The sequence below is a fragment of the Methylomonas albis genome, from assembly GCF_014850955.1.
Lineage (GTDB): Bacteria > Pseudomonadota > Gammaproteobacteria > Methylococcales > Methylomonadaceae > Methylomonas > Methylomonas albis.
The window spans coordinates 3,668,036-3,683,759 of sequence record NZ_JACXSS010000001.1 but is presented as its reverse complement, the minus strand read 5'-3'; the positions used below and the strand labels follow the sequence as shown (position 1 = coordinate 3,683,759).

Here is a 15,724-nt window from a genome sequence, read left to right as displayed (position 1 = left end):
AAGGCGCGCATTTTACTAGAAATGTTTTTTATATGCGTAAAGATTGAAATTTAATGTTTAAGACGCTATTTTTAAGACCATAATGATTCACAGCACGAAAGCTTATGTCCGATTTTGAACCCTTAAAAGATGTTGACGGTAATACTGCGCTGCAAGAAGCCAAGCCGCAGCTGAAAAGACCGCCACTGTATAAGGTTATGTTGCTTAATGACGACTTTACGCCGATGGATTTTGTCGTCGAAATATTGACTGTTTTTTTTAACATGAGCGAAGAGAAAGCCACGCAGGTGATGTTGCAAGTGCATACGCAGGGTGTAGGTGTTTGTGGTACCTATACTAAAGACGTTGCTGAAACCAAAGTACATATTGTTAATGAATATTCTCGCGAGCATCATCACCCGTTGATGTGCACGATGGAAGAGGCGTGAGGGGTAACCATGCTAAGTAAAGAACTTGAAGTGACATTGAATGCTGCTTTTACCGGAGCTCATGCCAAACGGCACGAATTCATCACGGTCGAGCATTTGCTGCTGGCCTTGTTGGACAACGTCACGACGATACCGATTTTGATTGCTTGCGGCTGCAATGTTAATGCGTTGCGGGCCGAATTGACGCGGTTTATAGACGAGACCATTTCCTTAATTCCGGAAGGTATACAGCGAGAAACCCAGCCGACTTTGGGTTTTCAGCGCGTGTTGCAACGGGCGGTTTTTCATGTGCAGGCCTCTGATAAAAAAGAAGTGACCGGTGCCAACCTATTTGTAGCCTTGTTTAGCGAACAGGATTCGCATGCCGTTTATCTGTTGAACAAACAGGATATTACCCGTCTGGATGTGGTGAATTATCTAGCTCACGGGGTTTCCAAAATCGAGCAATTCAGAAAAGAGAGTAGCGAAGAGCCGGAAGCTGACCGCGGCAGCAGTGATGCGTTGTCCAGTCCGTTAGAAAAATACGCGACCAATTTGAACGATGAAGCGCTTAAGGGCAACATCGATCCGCTGATCGGCCGCGAGCTAGAAGTGGAAAGAACTATTCAAGTGCTTTGCCGCCGCCGCAAAAATAATCCGCTGTTGGTAGGGGAGGCGGGCGTCGGTAAAACTGCAATCGCCGAAGGTTTGGCGAAAAGAATTGTCGAAGAACAAGTACCGGATATATTGCTTAACAGCGTCATTTATTCCTTGGACATGGGGGCCTTGGTTGCCGGTACCAAATATCGCGGTGACTTTGAAAAACGCTTGAAAGCCTTGATTAACCAGTTAAAAAAAGAACCCGACTCGATTTTATTCATCGACGAAATTCACACCATCATCGGTGCGGGTTCGGCTTCGGGCGGGGTGATGGATGCATCTAACCTGATCAAGCCGGCATTGGCGTCCGGACAGCTGCGTTGCATAGGTTCCACTACTTATCAAGAATATCGTGGCATTTTCGAAAAAGACCACGCCTTGGCGCGGCGCTTTCAGAAAATCGATGTGGTAGAGCCATCGATCGAAGATACCGTACTAATTTTGAAAGGCCTGAAGTCGCGTTTTGAAGAGCATCATGGCCTGAAATACACACAAGAAGCATTGCGGCTGGCGGTAGAGTTATCCGCTCGCTATATCACCGATAGACATTTGCCGGACAAAGCCATTGATGTGATTGACGAAGCCGGTGCGAGACAGCGTTTGTTTGCCGGTATTGAGCGCAAAGATCTTATCGATACCGCAGAGATTGAAGAGATTGTCGCCAAAATTGCTAGGGTACCGGCGCAATCGGTGTCGTCCAACGATATTGATAAGCTATCCAACCTGGAAAAAAACCTGAAAATGTTGGTGTTTGGTCAAGACGAGGCTATTTCAGAGTTGGCGTCGGCGATCAAATTATCGCGAGCAGGTTTGCGCGACACCACTAAAACCATAGGTTCTTTCCTGTTTGCAGGCCCTACCGGCGTCGGTAAAACCGAAGTGACTCGGCAGCTTGCTAAAGTATTGGGTATCGAGTTAATTCGTTTTGATATGTCAGAATACATGGAGCGGCATACCGTATCGCGTTTAATCGGCGCGCCTCCGGGTTATGTCGGATTCGACCAGGGTGGATTACTGACCGAGGCGGTGACCAAGCATCCGCATGCTGTATTGTTGTTGGACGAGTTGGAAAAAGCCCATCCGGATGTGTTTAACCTGTTATTGCAGGTAATGGATCACGGCACCTTGACCGACAATAATGGTCGCAAAGCGGACTTCAGAAATATCATTTTGATCATGACCACCAATGCCGGTGCGGAGGAAAGCAGTCGGGCGTCTATCGGCTTTACCCACCAAAATCATGCTTCGGATAGTATGAAAGTGATCGAACGGGGGTTCTCGCCGGAATTCAGAAACCGTTTGGATGCCATCGTGCAGTTCAAGGCGTTGGATATGTCCGTGGTCGGCAGCGTCGTCGATAAGTTTATTTTTGAGCTGGAAGCCGTGCTCGCTGATAAAAACGTCACGTTAACTTTGGAGCCTGCTGCGCGGGCTTGGCTGGCCGAACACGGCTACGATCCAAAAATGGGAGCAAGGCCAATGGCGCGATTGATTCAGGAAAAGATCAAAAAACCGCTGGCCGAAGATCTATTGTTTGGTCGTTTAGCGAATGGCGGTCACGTGCGGGTACATGTCGAGAACGATGCGTTGGCTTTTGCCATCGAGAGCAAACAGCTAATCGTTTCGGAGTTTAATCAAGTCGTGTAAAGCGAGGGAAGCAATCGCTTTCCCGGAGACGGGTTAGCGATTGCGGAAGGTAATGCGGCCTTTGGTCAAGTCGTAAGGTGTCATTTCTACACGGACTTTATCGCCAGTCAAGATGCGGATGTAGTGTTTGCGCATTTTGCCGGATATGTGGGCTGTAACGATGTGACCATTTTCCAGTTCGACGCGAAACATAGTGTTGGGCAGGGTGTCGATGACCTTGCCATCCATTTCAATCTGATCTTCTTTTGCCATAGTTAAAGCTCTAAATTTAAAACGGCTATGTTAGCATGAATCCTCTGCCGAGCCGCTAAAAAAGTCTTCCGGATAGTTGAATTAGCGCTGATGCAGGGCGTGTCAGACTTTTCTCCTTACTTCAATAATATTTGGTAAATGGCTGATACGGGTCAGCACCAAGCTGAGCTGTTCGGTATTTTCAATTTGAATCGTCATATTCAGAATGGCCGACAAATCGTCGTGAGTTTTCAATGAGGCGTTGCTGATATGCACTTTCCCGGCAGCTAATACCTGCGAAACGTCGTTCAGCAAATTTTGGGCGTTAAAGGCGTGAATCAAGATCGGCACGCTGTGATGCACTGTCTGTTGACCGCTCCAATCGGCTTTTAACAATTGCAATTGTTGCTCGGGCGATAAATGCCGGATATTCTCACAATCGCGGCGATGAATAGTGATACCGCGTTTATGCGAAATAAAGCCGATAATCTCGTCGCCCTTTACCGGCGAGCAGCAATGCGCCAGCGTGGTCACCACATTATCCATATCGGCGATAGTGATCGCTGATTGTGTAGAAGATTGGCTCGGCACCAATTTAATCGGTGTTGGTTCCAGCTCCGGAATTTTCAGTGCGCCAGCCAATTGCCGGTTATTGATGTCGCCGTGCCCCAGCGCTTCATAAAAGTGTTCTGTATCCGCGAATTTAAAATGTCTTAACAATTCATTGATATCGACTGTTTTTAATCCCAGTCTCTTACTTTCCTTCTCCAGCAGCGATTTGCCGGCGGTGATTTTTTCGGCCTGCTGCTGTTGCTTGAACCAGCTCTTAACCTTGCTGATGGCGCGCGGGGTCTTTAAATAACCGAGGTTGGGATTTAGCCAGTTGTGATTGGGCTGCCCATGTTTGACGGTGATGATTTCCACCTGCTCCCCAGAACACAGCTTGTAAGTAAGAGGTTTGATCTGGCCGTTAACCTTGGCACCGCGACAGCTATGACCCACTTCAGTATGGATGGCATAGGCAAAATCCAGCGGTGTAGCACCCTTAACCAAATCAATCAGTTTGCCGGCCGGTGTCAACACGAAAACCCGGTCGGAAAACAGCTCGGTATGAAAGTTTTCCAGCAAGTTGTCGGCGTTATCCTTGTCTTCCAGCAGTTGCCGGAGCGAGGCGATATTTTTTTCGGTAGCGGCGTTGAACTTGCTGCCTTCCTTATAGCGCCAGTGTGCCGCCACACCCAACTCGGCGAATTCGTGCATGGCTTGGGTACGGATTTGAATTTCGATGCGATTGCCGCCTTCGTCCAGCACCACGGTATGCAGCGATTGGTAGCCGTTTTCCTTAGGGTTGGCGATGTAATCGTCAAATTCGCGCGGAATATGCTGCCAGTGGCTATGTGCCAAGCCCAGTACCATGTAGCAGGCTGACAAATTGTCCACAACCACGCGCACCGCCAATAAATCGTATAGCTCGTTTATCGCCAGCTGCTTGCGGTGCATTTTGTTCCAGATGCTATAGATATGCTTGGGTCTGCCGTAGACCTTGGCCTGTATGCCTTCCTGCTTCAAACGGTCGTTAAGTGCCGCTAAAAACCGCTCAATAAACGCTTGGCGTTGTTCGCGATTGACGGCCAATGATTCGGAGACAAAGCGGTAATGCTCCGGATCGGCATAGCGAAACGCCAGATCTTCCAATTCCCACTTAAATTGATTGATGCCCAGACGATTAGCGAGTGGCGCATAAATGTCCAGGGTTTCCCTGGCAATAAAGCGGCGGATATTTTCTTGCTCGTGCTCTAGCCCTCGCAGCCGTTGGATGCGAAAAGCCAATTTAATCAGCACCGCCCGCACGTCGTGAGTCATGGCCAGCAGCATGCGTCGCAATATCTCGGCTTGGTTAGGCTGGTTTGCCATGTCGGTACTGTAAATGCTGACTTTATTCAGCCAACTCACGTCGTTAACCAAGTCGGCGACCACTGGCCCGAATTGGTCTCGTATTGCTGAGTCACTTAGTTTGCCGGCGACGCGTGAATCGCTTAGCAGCGCCGCCAGAATAGTTTCCAGATCGATATGCACACTCATTAAAATTGCAGCAACATCCACGCCTTTGGGGCGGACGTTGTCGCTGCAATCCGCCGAAAGCTGCTCAATCAGCTTCAGCGCCTGGCTTATCTGTAAGCTATCTGCTTCGGAGAAGCCGGGAAACAGCTTGGAAACGGAATTATCATTTTGAGTCATACCAATATTGTAAGGCCTGCAATGCGGGGCGGAAAGTGGCGGATTTGCTGTAAACTGGATTGGTATTGCCGGCCAAGCTGAAGTCAGAATTCGGTCGGAATCGTTTAGCCTCTGGGTCCCCGGTATCCGTCAGCAGCATGGCTATTGATACCGGTTGTCAGCTTAGAGTTGAGGAAAAGCGTCTAAATCGGGCGGCTGCCTTTTAAGAGCGGAAATCTTAAGATTTTCCAAAAACCGGCTTGGATACGCGAGCTCTTAATAAGCGTCTTTAGCCGTGATTTTGCCTTTGTTGTCGACCGCGACTTTCCATTTGCCGCCGCCCACTTCGATAAATAATTCGTATTCTTCGCCCACGCCGTTCGGATTAATGACTAATTCGGCCTTATGTAGCTTATAGCCTGGAAAGTTATCGGCCATTACTTTGGTCACGTCCGGTGATATTTCCAGGCCGTTTGCCAACAAGATTTCATTCGCAAATAATGCGCCGTCGTTTCTAAATAGCTCGTGTTTCAGTTCGTCTTCCACATCCTTAAAACTAACTTCCACCAGCTGTTGACCAAAATGGGTTTCGTGAGTCGCTTTAAGGTCCTGTGCTTGCGGGTGCCTTTTCAAAATATTGGCCCTGATCTTATCGGGAACCGGCACATTGCTGGTTTCTTGGGCTTGCACAGTCGATAAACTGCCGCAAAAAGCAGTGGCGGCGAGTAAAGAAAGTAATAAAGTACGCATGTGTTCTCCTGCAGTGGTGGGTTTCCCAGTGACTAAGATCACTGGGGATAGTTTCATTGTCATTTTTTGCTAGGGATAGCAAAAGCCGAATGTTGGGTGATTTATTCAAAATCAGCGCCCACTCCCGCAATGGAATGAAGCATTTTTTTGCGCTTAACCAGGTCCGATTATGCGATAAAAATGAAAAAGTGCCGGTATGATTTTTCCGCGAACTTCGGATAGATCAATATTTCTATATCGTTTATTCTAAAAGTCGTTTAATGCCATTGAGTTGACGGGGGAGCGGATGCGGCCCTTCAATAACTTTCCGCCGTTCCAGTCTAGCGCCATGGATTGTGCCCACTTTGCCTTTTTCTTATTAGCCTATGCCCAAACAATATCGCCGCTTTCGAGATATTTCCACCAGCGAGAAAATATTAAATACCGTATTCCTGTTGACCATCGGCCTGGGCTATCTAATGGCTTTGGTGAATTTGTACTATACCCATCAAGGTCGCGACGGCAAACGTGGTTTGTCGATAGACGACATTGTGATTATGTACCACGGCTCCACCACCCAATCTCGGCTGGGCGCGGCGATCAACGGTATCATGGCGCCAAACCTGAAGTACCAAGGCGACCAGGAAGTGATCTTGAAATGGATACAGGATGGGGCGGAGCAAGCGGCTTATGAACAGCTGATTGCGCCGATTTTGAATCGCGATTGTGTTCACTGTCACAATTCTGTTGCTAACCCAAGCCTACCCAATCTGACCCATTACGAAGGTGTGGCGGAAGTGGCGCATAAGGGTGGGGCATCGACGCCGGCGCTGGTGCGGGTGTCGCATATTCATCTATTCGGCATCGCCTTCATCCTGTTTTTCATAGGCAGAATTTTTCTGCTCTGCGATATGAATATCTACGTTAAACGGGTGGCGCTGGTGATTCCGTTCTTCGCCATGCTATTGGACGTGGTGTCCTGGTTTGTTACCAAACACATCTCTGAATTTGCCTACGTGGTGGTGCTCAGCGGGGCGTTGATGGGTTTGTCGATGGGGGTGCAAATACTGATGAGTGTTTATCAAATGTGGTTTTACCAAAAGGACTGATATCTTGACTGTTTCTCCTGCTTCATCTTTCGATACTGACTCGCGCAATTGTCCAGCCATGCTGATCAGCGCTCCGGCTTCCGGGCAAGGCAAAACCACCGTCACCGCCGCGCTGGCTTACTACCATAGACAACAAGGCCGCAAGGTAAGGGTCTTTAAAACCGGCCCGGATTTCATCGATCCGCAGATTTTGGCTTACGCCAGCGGGCAGCCGGGTTATCAACTGGATTTATGGATGATGGGCGAGGCGCATTGCCGCGAATTGCTGTATCGCGCCGCCGGCGAAGCTGATCTGATCTTGATCGAAGGCGTAATGGGCTTGTTCGACGGTGACAGTAGCAGCGCCGATTTGGCCCAAGCCTTGGCGGTGCCGGTGGGGGCGGTGATCGACGCCCAGGGCATGGCGCAAACCTTTGCTGCGGTCGCATTCGGTTTGGCCAACTATCGGCCGGATTTGGCGTTCGCGGGCGTGATTGCTAATAAAGTCGGTAGTGCCGGGCATGCGAAACTGTTGCAGGAGGCTTTGCCGGCCGACATGCCGTTATTGGCGGCAATGAGCCGTGAAGATGGGGTGGGCTTACCGTCCCGGCATTTGGGTTTATGGCAGGCAGATGAAATCGGCGATCTGGACACCCGATTGGCGCGGGCCGCGGAATTACTAAACAGCTTTACGCCCTGTGTTTTACCCGAATCGGTTACCTTTGCGGATGTTTCTACCAATCCGCCGCCACGATTATTGCAGGGTAAACGCATCGCGGTGGGGCGCGACGCGGCGTTTTCGTTTATTTATCAAGCCAATCTGGATTGTTTGCGAGCGATGGGTGCCGAGCTGTTGTTCTTCTCGCCGTTGGCCGATAGTACCTTGCCGGAAGCCGATAGCGTCTATTTGCCGGGCGGTTATCCGGAATTGCATTTACAAACGCTGGCCGATAACTGGGCGATGAAGCAGGCGTTAACCGCGCATCATCAAGCCGGTAAAGCCATCTATGCCGAATGCGGCGGCTTCTTGTATTTGCTGGATAGTCTGGCGGACAAAGACGGTCAGCGCGCGGCGATGGTTGGCTTGTTACCCGGCAGCGCCGTCATGCAAACTAGGCTAGCCAACCTTGGCATGCACAGTTTGCAATTGGCGCAGGGCGAGATTCGCGGTCACAGTTTTCATTTTTCCAAGCTGGAAACCAAGCTGGAGCCGATTGCGGTTTCCTCGCCGCAACGCAGCTTTGGTCATGGCGAGGGCTTTTTCCGCAACGGCTCCTTACAAGCCTCCTATCTGCACTTGTATTTTCCTTTCAACCCGCAACTTGCTGCCGGTTTTTTCTAGGCTTTGCAGAACGATTAAAACTGTTTCACAACCAGGGTCTATGGGATAATGCGCGGCTTTCACCGGCCAGACAACAGCAGGTACTCAAATGGACGAAAACAAAAAAAAGGCGCTGGGCGCCGCGTTGATGCAGATCGAAAAGCAGTTCGGCAAGGGCTCCGTGATGCGGATGGGCGATGTTGCGGCCAGCCGCGATATCGAAGTGGTGTCCACCGGTTCGCTGTCTTTGGATATTGCCCTCGGTGTGGGCGGCTTGCCGCGTGGCCGGATCGTCGAAATCTACGGTCCTGAATCCTCCGGTAAAACCACTTTAACGCTGCAAACCATCGCCCAGATGCAAAAACTGGGTGGCACCGCGGCGTTTGTTGATGCCGAACATGCACTGGACCCAGTCTATGCGCAAAAGATCGGCGTCAATATTGACGACTTATTGGTTTCGCAGCCGGATACCGGCGAGCAAGCTTTGGAAATCACCGACATGCTGGTGCGTTCCGGCGCAGTAGACATCGTCGTTATCGACTCGGTAGCGGCTTTGACGCCCAAAGCCGAAATCGAAGGCGACATGGGCGACTCGCACATGGGTTTGCAAGCGCGTTTGATGTCGCAAGCCTTGCGCAAATTGACGGCCAACATCAAACGTTCCAACACCTTGGTGATTTTTATCAACCAGTTGCGGATGAAAATTGGCGTGATGTTCGGCAATCCGGAAACCACTACCGGCGGTAATGCGCTGAAGTTCTATGCGTCGGTGCGTCTGGATATTCGTCGCATCGGTTCAATCAAGAAAGGCGACGAGGTGATCGGCAACGAGACCCGCGTCAAAGTAGTAAAAAACAAAGTCGCGCCGCCGTTCAAGCAAGCTGATTTCGAAATTCTATATGGCGAAGGCGTATCCTTCTTCGGCGAGTTGGTCGACTTGGGTGTGGAATTCGGCTTCGTACAAAAATCCGGTTCCTGGTATGCCTACAACAACGAGAAAATCGGCCAGGGCAAGGACAACGCCAAGCAGTTTTTACGCGATAACCCCGAAAAGGCCGTCGAATTGGAAAAAGCCATCCGTGAGAAAGCCTTTGCCAAGTTAGCCAGCGCGCCGGCAGCAGTCAGTGAAGATGACGACGCCGAGTTTGTCGACGGCGATTGAGCGTCGGCAACAGATCGAAGCAGTCTGCCTAAGGTTGCTGGCCCGGCGCGAACATAGCCGCCGGGAGCTGCTGGATAAACTGGCCTTGCGCGGCTTCAATCGCGACGAAGTAGAACCGGTTATCGATCAGATAGCCGAGCAAAATTGGCAAAACGATGCACGCTATGCCGAATGCTATATCCGACAGCGCATCCAGAATGGCTATGGTCCGATGCGAATTCGCTATGAATTGCAACAGCGCGGTATCAACGACGCCGATCTGGATGCACAGGCCGAGGAGCTGGGCGGCTGGCAAAATGTGCTGCTGGACGTGTATTCGCGTAAATACGACGACGAAAAATCGCTGACCCAAAACGAATGGCTGAAACGTAGTCGCTTTTTACAGCAACGCGGTTTTAGCGGCGAGATGATCAAGCAGGTTTTCGGAGAGTTGAAAATTAAATTTTACAGGGCGAATGCTGATAAATGATCTGTCAAATGATGGAAAAAATTCAGTTTGTATGCGGCGGACTCACTGGCGTATTCCGCTTTACCCGGAAAAATATCCTCTTCAAATTAAATATGGAGGTTTAATTGGAAAGATTTATTGGGTGGTTAAATGTCTCAAATTTGGCTGACTTTTTATCAATAATTGGTTTTTTTCTGAGCGTATACGTTTCGCTCGGGATTCGGAAAATTAAGAAAGAGTTCTTATTTAGAGCAAGATTACCAGACCTTCTAAAGCAATTGCAGAAGCATGCGACGGCCTTATCCACACTGCTTGATGACTTTCAAAATAATCAAGATAAGATTATAGAAGAACTTTCTATTGCCAAAGTAAATATTAATAGCTTATATAATAAATCTGCAGGTGAAGTAAAAGGTTCTTTAAAAAAGCTTGATATTTCTATAAATAATTTCCTACTGTGTCAAGATAAAAACTCAAAAATAATCAGAGGAATTTATTTGCAAATGAATATGGTCATACAGGAAATCAATAACTTAAAAGAGGATGAAAAGTGGAGACAAGGAAATGGCTAATCAAGAAGATCAATTAGTGAAGTTGGTTGCTAAGCTATTAGAGTTGACACAAGAATCTAAGTTGAGCTGGAAAATTGTTAGAAATGATTATGCAAAAGAGCCTGGTGGAACCAAAATAATTGGTGGAATTTTTGAATCAAAATATAAAGAAAAGGTTTTAAGAATATTCAAGCGCGAATACGATAACACAGAGGAAAACCAGTTATTTAATTTATATATGGCACAGCCATCTTATTCTATTGTTGTTGAGTTGGGATTTGCTGATAGCGAAGGAAATATAATTTGGCAGTTCCCAAGGGTTAGTGGCATAGTTGATCTGTATAAAGCAGTCGCCTTTAAAGTTGCAGGTGTAGAATCTTTTCTCAAGGATATATTGACAGAAGAAGACATCTAGCCCGTAGGATGTGCTGAACGAAGTGAAGCGCATCGATCGCGATTGATGCAGCTCTGGCATCGGCACATGCTTACAAACAATTTGTTAAAACGAAAAACATTGAAGTAACCACCATGAAAAAAATGACTAGCGCCGAATTGCGGGCCGCCTTTTTGGAATTCTTTCGCCAACACGGTCACGCCGTGCGCCCCTCCAGTTCGCTGGTGCCGGGTAACGATCCTACTTTGTTGTTTACCAACGCTGGGATGGTGCAATTCAAAGACGTATTCTTGGGGCGGGAAAAGCTCGATTTCACCCGTGCCGCCACCAGCCAGCGCTGCGTGCGGGCCGGCGGCAAGCATAACGATCTGGAAAACGTCGGTTACACCGCGCGCCACCATACCTTCTTCGAAATGCTCGGCAATTTCAGCTTCGGCGATTATTTCAAGCGTGATGCCATTCACTTTGCCTGGGACTTTCTGACCAAGGAATTGGGTATTCCCAAGGAAAGACTGTGGGTAACGGTGTTTGACGAAGATTCCGAAGCCGAAGCGATCTGGTTGGAAGACGTCAAACACGATCCGAAACGCTTCTCACGCATCGGCGCCAAAGACAATTTCTGGTCGATGGGCGATGTCGGTCCATGCGGCCCGTGCACCGAGATTTTCTACGATCACGGCGAACATGTCGCCGGCGGCCCTCCCGGCAGCCCGGACGAAGACGGCGACCGTTACATCGAAATCTGGAATTTGGTGTTCATGCAATACGACCGCGACAAGGACGGCAACCTGACGCCGCTGCCGGCGCCATCGGTCGATACCGGCATGGGCCTGGAGCGGATTTCGGCGGTGATGCAGGGCGTGCATAGTAACTACGAAATCGACCTGTTCCAAAACCTGTTAAAAGTGGCGGCGCAATTGGCCGGCACCAGCGATTTAGCCAATAGTTCGTTGCGGGTCATCGCCGATCACATTCGTTCTTGCGCCTTCATGGTCGCTGACGGCGTGTTGCCGTCGAACGAAGGTCGTGGTTACGTGTTGCGCCGAATTATCCGCCGGGCGATTCGTCACGGTTACCGCTTGGGTATTCAAGATACCTTCTTCTACAAACTGGTCGCACCGCTAGTGGCGGAAATGGGGGGGGCTTATCCAGAACTGGCGAATGCCCAGGAACAAGTCGAGCGGATACTGAAAAAAGAAGAAGAGCGCTTCGCGGAAACCCTGGAGCAAGGCATGAAAATTTTGGAAGCCTGCGTCGCCAAAATGGACGGCCATGTCATCCCCGGCGATGTGGTGTTCTTGCTGTACGACACTTACGGCTTCCCGGTGGATTTGACCGCCGACTTCGCTCGCGAGCACAAACTCAGCGTCGATCATGCCGGTTTCGAAGTGGAGATGGCCGCTCAGCGTGATCGGGCTCGCGCCGGCGGTACGTTTGCCGCTGATTACGATCAAGACATCAAACACGATAGCAGCACTGAATTTACCGGCTATTTCCACTTGGATGGTTCGGTACAAATCCTGGGCTTGTTCAAGCAAGGCCAGCCGGTCGAGGCTTTGGAAGCCGGCGACGAAGGTGTGGTTATTCTAGATCAAACCCCGTTTTACGCTGAATCCGGTGGTCAGGTCGGCGATAGCGGCCGTATCGAATGCGCTGGTGCAGTGTTTGAAGTTCACGACACCCAAAAACAGGGCGGCAAACTGTTTCTGCACAAAGGCAAGGTATTGCAGGGTTCACTCAACGAAGGCCAGGCTTGCGAAGTCAGCGTCGATGCGGAAACTCGCAAAGCCACCGAGCGCAACCATTCGGCAACCCATTTGCTGCACGCGGCATTGCGCACGGTATTAGGTGAACATGTCGCGCAGAAAGGGTCGCAAGTGAATGCTGAGCGTTTACGTTTCGACTTCTCGCATTTCGAACCGATGACGCCTACCGAAATTGCCACAGTCGAACGCTTGGTTAACGAGCAAATCCGCCTGAACAACCCGGTAGCCGCCGAAATTATGGCCAAAGACGACGCGGTGAAAGCCGGCGCGATGGCCTTGTTCGGCGAGAAATACGGCGATGAAGTGCGAGTATTGAAAATCGGTGATTTCTCCACCGAGCTTTGCGGCGGTACCCACGTTGATAGAGCCGGCGACATTGGCTTGTTCAAAATTGCCGGCGAAACCGGTGTCGCGGCAGGCGTGCGCCGTCTGGAAGCGGTCACCGGCCAAGGGGCGTTGGATTGGATGGATCAACGTGAAAAAGCCTTACTGAGCATCGCCGGTTTACTGAAAGCCGCGCCGGATAAGGCTGCCGACAAAGTCCATCAACTGATGGAAAAAACCCGCGGCCTGGAAAAAGAACTGGAAAAACTCAAGGCCAAACTGGCTAGCTCGGCCGGCGATGAAATGACTAACCAGGCTGTCGATGTCAACGGCGTGAAAGTGCTGGCCGTGAAACTCGACGATGTCGATCCGAAAGCCTTGCGCGACTTGGCCGATCAATTGAAAAACAAGTTGGGTAGCGCGGCCTTGGTATTGGCGGCGGTCAGTGGCGACAAGGTGAGCCTGATTGCCAGTGTGTCCAAGGATGCGATGGACAAGGTCAAAGCCGGCGAATTGGTGAATTTTGTTGCTACCCAAGTCGGTGGTAAAGGCGGCGGTCGCCCGGACATGGCGCAGGCAGGCGGTAACGATCCTGCCGGATTGCCGGCGGCTTTGGCGGCGGTGCCGGAGTGGGTGAGGGAAAGATTGGGTTAGGGTTAATTGTTACGGCGGGTGGTTTAAGTTTTTTGTTGGGAGATGGCGATGAAAACGGTTGAATATACTTGCTGGAAAGACGGCGATTTCTACTTGGGTTTTCTGAATGAATATCCTGATTATCTGACACAAGGTGAAACCAAGCTGGAATTACAGGAAAATTTGTTGGATTTGTTTAAGGATTTTGAAACGCAGGAAATTCCTTTCATTCGTAAAGTGGAGACTTTGCAGGTCGCCTGATGAAAAGACGGGATTTGCTAAAAATTCTTGAAGGAATGGGTTGTCGTTTATCTAGGCACGGTGGCAACCACGATTGGTATACCAACGAAGAAACGCGGCAATCTCAGGCGGTGCCGAGGCATAACGAAATTAACGATTATCTAGCCAAAACGATTATCAAGAAATTGAGTGGTAAATAGGCTATTGGTTTGGTTGTGTCGCTACCGCGACGGATTATTTTAATGTCGGTTCTCGGACCGACAACCGAGATACTTTTCTTTGCTTGTCCAAAGAAAAGTATCCAAAAGAAAAGACACCCGGACGCCGCTTGTTTCCTGCGCTCCTCGCTTTTGGCGGGGGTTGCCGAAAGGGGCTTCCTGCCCCTTCGTCAACGCGATGCATCCCTGCATCGCCCCTGCGGGCTAATCCCGCCAAAAGCTCCGGTGCTCGGCGCGGCATAAGGGATAAAACCTGCCCGGATGTAGGTTGGGTTAGCGATGGCGTAACCCAACATTTCCAGGCGGAAATTGTTGAGTTATGGCTAGGGTTGTACCTGATTAGGTGCAAGAAAATATATAGTTATTTTCTATAAATCAAATATTCCTCGAGGAGATTTTTTATGGTTGAAAAAGTACATTCAGTAGATGATGTGTTTGGAATCAACCGTGATCTTCCGCTTAATTACGTTGAAAGAGATAGCGCTGATAATGTTCTAGTGAATAATCTTGCAAGGCAGCAACATTTGGTGATTTATGGTAGTTCAAAGCAAGGGAAAACGTCGCTTAGAAAACATTGTTTAGATCCTAAAGATTATATAGTTGTACATTGTTCAAATAAATGGACATTAGATAATTTACATGAGGCTATTTTAAAACAAGCTGGATTCGAGCTTACCTTATCGCAAACGACGGCGATATCGGGGAAACAAAAAATATTTGCAAAGCTTAAGGCAGGAATATTTGGTGCTGAAATCGAAGGTGGTGGTGAGTCAGAAAACGTTCATGAGAATATTCTGACAAAAGCGCCACTTGAATTAGATCCATTAGATGTCAATGATATTATATCTGCGCTAACGAAAATTAAATTTAAAAAATTTATTGTGCTGGAGGATTTTCATTATCTCCCAATAGAAACTCAGAAGGATTTTAAGTAGCCCTAAAAGCCTTTCATGAAAACTCTGAGTTTAGCTTTATTATCATTGGGGTTTGGTTGGAAGAGAATAGGCTTAGTGTCTATAACGGCGATCTGACCGGAAGATTGCTGCCTATAAACGCCGATAAGTGGGAGCGGCATGAGCTCCAAAAAGTTATTTCAGATGGAGAAGCTTTGCTAAATATTTCCTTCGTAGATAACTTTAAAACTGGATTATTAGACTCTTGTTATAACAGTATTTATATCGTTCAAGAGGCTTGCCATCAATGTTGTATCGCTGAAGCAATATCTTTTACCCAAAATACATATAGAGAGATTGGCGGCAGCGTAAATTACGCTGATATTGTCAGTAAAGTTGTAAATCAACAAGGCGGGAGATTTAATTCATTTTTAACCCAGTTCTCTGAAGGTTTTCAAGATACAACACTTGAAATGCATAAATGGCTTCTGTATCCAATATTAACCGCTGATATAAACGAGATAGAAAAAGGATTTCGACAGGCTGAAATTCGAAGCACTTTACAAAGCGTACATCCTAGAAAGCAAGACCTTAATTCTGGAAATGTCACTCAGTCGCTTCAATCGACAGCGTCGTTACAGATTAAAAAAGATATTAAGCCTATAATATTGGATTACGATCAAACAAATCTAAGGCTGAATATTGTTGATAAAAGCTTTCAGATTTGGCTTTCAAAGCAAAACAGAAATGATTTATTAGAGTTGGTCGGTCTTCCCGCAATTCCTTAAAAAGAGA

The 15,724-nt window shown here is 48.7% G+C and carries 16 protein-coding genes; 13 read left to right on the top strand and 3 right to left on the bottom strand.

Going from position 1 to position 15,724, the window contains the following annotated elements:
- Positions 1-104 precede the first annotated feature (104 nt).
- Positions 105-428 carry an ATP-dependent Clp protease adapter ClpS gene (gene clpS, locus EBA_RS16950; RefSeq protein ID WP_192375798.1) on the top strand — a complete coding sequence of 108 codons (324 nt, stop codon included), beginning with the start codon at positions 105-107 and terminating at the stop codon, positions 426-428.
- A gap of 9 nt (positions 429-437) precedes the next feature.
- On the top strand, positions 438-2,714 hold the full coding sequence (gene clpA / locus EBA_RS16945) for an ATP-dependent Clp protease ATP-binding subunit ClpA (RefSeq protein WP_192375797.1): 2,277 nt from the start codon (positions 438-440) through the stop codon (positions 2,712-2,714).
- A 33-nt stretch (positions 2,715-2,747) separates the two neighbouring features.
- Here the strand turns inward: clpA and infA are convergent, their stop codons facing one another.
- The 3 genes from infA to EBA_RS16930 all read right to left on the bottom strand — a co-directional run bounded on the left by infA (position 2,748) and on the right by EBA_RS16930 (position 5,912).
- On the bottom strand, positions 2,748-2,966 hold the full coding sequence (infA, locus tag EBA_RS16940) for a translation initiation factor IF-1 (RefSeq protein ID WP_013819653.1): 219 nt from the start codon (positions 2,964-2,966) through the stop codon (positions 2,748-2,750).
- A 102-nt stretch (positions 2,967-3,068) separates the two neighbouring features.
- Positions 3,069-5,183: a RelA/SpoT family protein gene (locus EBA_RS16935; RefSeq protein ID WP_192375796.1), complete on the bottom strand. Its 2,115-nt coding sequence runs from the start codon at positions 5,181-5,183 to the stop codon at positions 3,069-3,071.
- 255 nt (positions 5,184-5,438) lie between these two features.
- Positions 5,439-5,912, bottom strand: coding sequence for a hypothetical protein (locus tag EBA_RS16930; RefSeq protein WP_192375795.1), 474 nt, complete (start codon positions 5,910-5,912; stop codon positions 5,439-5,441).
- Positions 5,913-6,277: 365 nt separating this feature from the next.
- On the opposite strand from EBA_RS16930, the gene EBA_RS16925 reads away from it, so the two are divergent.
- The 11 genes from EBA_RS16925 (at position 6,278) to EBA_RS16875 (ending at position 15,717) form a co-directional block, all read left to right on the top strand.
- Positions 6,278-7,000 (top strand): hypothetical protein, encoded by a 723-nt coding sequence (locus tag EBA_RS16925; protein WP_192375794.1) that lies wholly within the window; start codon positions 6,278-6,280, stop codon positions 6,998-7,000.
- A gap of 4 nt (positions 7,001-7,004) precedes the next feature.
- Positions 7,005-8,321, top strand: coding sequence for a cobyrinate a,c-diamide synthase (locus EBA_RS16920; protein ID WP_324615361.1), 1,317 nt, complete (start codon positions 7,005-7,007; stop codon positions 8,319-8,321).
- Between the two features lie 88 nt (positions 8,322-8,409).
- Entirely contained in the window at positions 8,410-9,462 is a 1,053-nt protein-coding gene (gene recA, locus EBA_RS16915) for a recombinase RecA (RefSeq protein WP_192375793.1), read from the top strand.
- Positions 9,431-9,931 (top strand): regulatory protein RecX, encoded by a 501-nt coding sequence (locus tag EBA_RS16910; protein ID WP_192375792.1) that lies wholly within the window; start codon positions 9,431-9,433, stop codon positions 9,929-9,931. Before recA ends, EBA_RS16910 begins: the two co-directional genes overlap by 32 nt.
- A 104-nt stretch (positions 9,932-10,035) precedes the next feature.
- Positions 10,036-10,482, top strand: a complete 447-nt coding sequence (locus EBA_RS16905) for a hypothetical protein (protein WP_192375791.1) — start codon at positions 10,036-10,038, stop codon at positions 10,480-10,482.
- Positions 10,475-10,876 carry a hypothetical protein gene (locus EBA_RS16900; protein WP_192375790.1) on the top strand — a complete coding sequence of 134 codons (402 nt, stop codon included), beginning with the start codon at positions 10,475-10,477 and terminating at the stop codon, positions 10,874-10,876. Before EBA_RS16905 ends, EBA_RS16900 begins: the two co-directional genes overlap by 8 nt.
- A gap of 113 nt (positions 10,877-10,989) precedes the next feature.
- Positions 10,990-13,599, top strand: a complete 2,610-nt coding sequence (gene alaS, locus EBA_RS16895; protein ID WP_192375789.1) for an alanine--tRNA ligase — start codon at positions 10,990-10,992, stop codon at positions 13,597-13,599.
- 48 nt (positions 13,600-13,647) lie between these two features.
- A complete protein-coding gene (locus tag EBA_RS16890; protein ID WP_192375788.1) occupies positions 13,648-13,839 on the top strand; it encodes a type II toxin-antitoxin system HicB family antitoxin in 192 nt (63 codons plus the stop codon).
- A complete protein-coding gene (locus tag EBA_RS16885) occupies positions 13,839-14,018 on the top strand; it encodes a type II toxin-antitoxin system HicA family toxin (RefSeq protein WP_192375787.1) in 180 nt (59 codons plus the stop codon). Before EBA_RS16890 ends, EBA_RS16885 begins: the two co-directional genes overlap by 1 nt.
- A 419-nt stretch (positions 14,019-14,437) precedes the next feature.
- Complete coding sequence (locus EBA_RS16880) at positions 14,438-14,971, top strand: hypothetical protein (protein ID WP_223146704.1); 534 nt, start codon at positions 14,438-14,440, stop codon at positions 14,969-14,971.
- 56 nt (positions 14,972-15,027) lie between these two features.
- The gene (locus EBA_RS16875; RefSeq protein WP_223146703.1) at positions 15,028-15,717 is read left to right on the top strand and encodes a hypothetical protein; all 690 of its coding nucleotides are present in this window, start codon (positions 15,028-15,030) and stop codon (positions 15,715-15,717) included.
- The last annotated feature ends 7 nt before the right edge of the window (positions 15,718-15,724 follow it).

Coding starts and splice junctions, on each gene's coding strand:
- EBA_RS16880 (WP_223146704.1), top strand. CDS start 14,438: ATGGTTGAAAAAGTACATTCAGTAGATGATGTGTTTGGAATCAACCGT.
- EBA_RS16910 (WP_192375792.1), top strand. CDS start 9,431: ATGACGACGCCGAGTTTGTCGACGGCGATTGAGCGTCGGCAACAGATC.
- EBA_RS16935 (WP_192375796.1), bottom strand. CDS start 5,183: ATGACTCAAAATGATAATTCCGTTTCCAAGCTGTTTCCCGGCTTCTCC.
- EBA_RS16925 (WP_192375794.1), top strand. CDS start 6,278: ATGCCCAAACAATATCGCCGCTTTCGAGATATTTCCACCAGCGAGAAA.
- clpA (WP_192375797.1), top strand. CDS start 438: ATGCTAAGTAAAGAACTTGAAGTGACATTGAATGCTGCTTTTACCGGA.
- EBA_RS16900 (WP_192375790.1), top strand. CDS start 10,475: ATGGCTAATCAAGAAGATCAATTAGTGAAGTTGGTTGCTAAGCTATTA.
- EBA_RS16930 (WP_192375795.1), bottom strand. CDS start 5,912: ATGCGTACTTTATTACTTTCTTTACTCGCCGCCACTGCTTTTTGCGGC.
- EBA_RS16890 (WP_192375788.1), top strand. CDS start 13,648: ATGAAAACGGTTGAATATACTTGCTGGAAAGACGGCGATTTCTACTTG.
- infA (WP_013819653.1), bottom strand. CDS start 2,966: ATGGCAAAAGAAGATCAGATTGAAATGGATGGCAAGGTCATCGACACC.
- clpS (WP_192375798.1), top strand. CDS start 105: ATGTCCGATTTTGAACCCTTAAAAGATGTTGACGGTAATACTGCGCTG.
- EBA_RS16885 (WP_192375787.1), top strand. CDS start 13,839: ATGAAAAGACGGGATTTGCTAAAAATTCTTGAAGGAATGGGTTGTCGT.
- recA (WP_192375793.1), top strand. CDS start 8,410: ATGGACGAAAACAAAAAAAAGGCGCTGGGCGCCGCGTTGATGCAGATC.
- alaS (WP_192375789.1), top strand. CDS start 10,990: ATGAAAAAAATGACTAGCGCCGAATTGCGGGCCGCCTTTTTGGAATTC.